Consider the following 1,474-nt stretch of genomic DNA (forward strand, 5'->3'; position numbering starts at 1 on the left):
TGATACGGCAGCCGTAGATCGTGATCTTCACGGTGTTGCCGCTGGTCGTGTGGCGTGACGCGAAGAGCCGCCGCGATCATGTCGAGTTGTGACACAAGACCAGGCCGCGGCGGCTCGTGCCGTCACCGTAGCGCATACCGAGCACGCCGCTCTACACCAGGAACTCATGGCCCGGATAGCGCCCTGCTTCCCCCGCCGTGAAAGCCGCGCCACCTGCGCACAGATGCTGGCGGGGCTGCTGATGGAACTGGAGGACAAGAACTGCTGGACCCTGGCCGAGGCGGCCGGACACCCCACCCCAGACCGACTCCAGCACTTCCTGGCCCGCGCCTCCTGGGACGAGCAGCAGGTCACCGCCCAAGCCGCCCGATGGGCGATCGAGCACCTGGACGACGGCGACCCCGACCACGCCGTACTGATCATCGACGAGACCGCCGACGCCAAGTCCTCCACCGACGCCGCCGCAGCCGCCCGCCAATACAGCGGCACCCTCGGCGGTGTCGCGTTATGCCAGGTCGCAGTCCACCTGGCGTACGCCACCCCACGCGGGCACACCATCCTCGACCGCGCCCTCTACCTGCCCGCAAGCCGCGCAGCCGACGACGAACACCGCGAGCTGGCCCACATCCCCGAACAGACCATGTTCGCCACCAAACCTCAGCTCGCCGGCGACCTGCTCCAACGCGCGCACGCGACCGGCATACGCGCCGCCTTCGTCACCGGGGACGAGGTATACGGCGGCCGTGAGCTACGCACCCTGATCCGCACCCTGCTCCTGGGCTACGTGCTGGCGGTCCGCTCCAGCACCACGATCATCACCCACGCTGGACGCACCCTCGCCGCCAAAGACGCCGCCACGCTCATCCCCGCCGGCGCATGGATGCGGCTGCGCACCGGCAGCGGCACCAAAGGCACCCGCCACTACGACTGGGCGATGCTGGCCATCCGACCCGACGACACCCCCGACGAGCACGACCCCGGACACGCCGCCCTGCTGATCCGCCGCCACCGCTACACCGGCCAGATGTCGTTCTACCGCTGCTGGAGCCCGCACCCGGTGCCGCTGGCCCGCCTGATTCACGTCGCCACGTCCAGATGGCGCATCGAAGAAGATCATCAACTTGCCAAGCAGACCTGCGGCCTGGACGCCGGACAGGTCATCCGCTGGCGCTCTTGGCACCGCTGGAGCACCATGGCCTTGCTCGCCTACGCCTTCATCGCCGTGGCCACCGCCTACCAGCGTCAACTTGACGGTCCCCTCGCCGAGCATCTCGGCCTGGTCGCCATCGCCATCCCCGAACTGCTCCGCCAACTGCGCGGCGTCGTCATCCCCGACCCACGACGGGACCCCGAGCACCGTCTGACCTGGTCCATCTGGCGGCGACGGCACCAATATCGAGCGCGCCTCTGCCACCAGCGATGGCATACCTACGCCGAGACAACACCATGATCACAACAATCTACGGCTGCCGTA

The 1,474-nt window shown here is 68.3% G+C and carries 1 protein-coding gene; it reads left to right on the forward strand.

Annotated elements, in window-relative coordinates; genetic code table 11:
- The first annotated feature begins 166 nt into the window (after positions 1 to 166).
- Positions 167 to 1,450, forward strand: a complete 1,284-nt coding sequence (locus AB0K67_RS40445) for an IS701 family transposase (RefSeq protein WP_364070937.1) — start codon at positions 167 to 169, stop codon at positions 1,448 to 1,450.
- Positions 1,451 to 1,474 lie beyond the last annotated feature (24 nt).

The sequence above is a fragment of the Nonomuraea sp. NPDC052634 genome (genome assembly GCF_040678535.1).
In the GTDB taxonomy this organism is placed as follows: domain Bacteria; phylum Actinomycetota; class Actinomycetes; order Streptosporangiales; family Streptosporangiaceae; genus Nonomuraea; species Nonomuraea fastidiosa.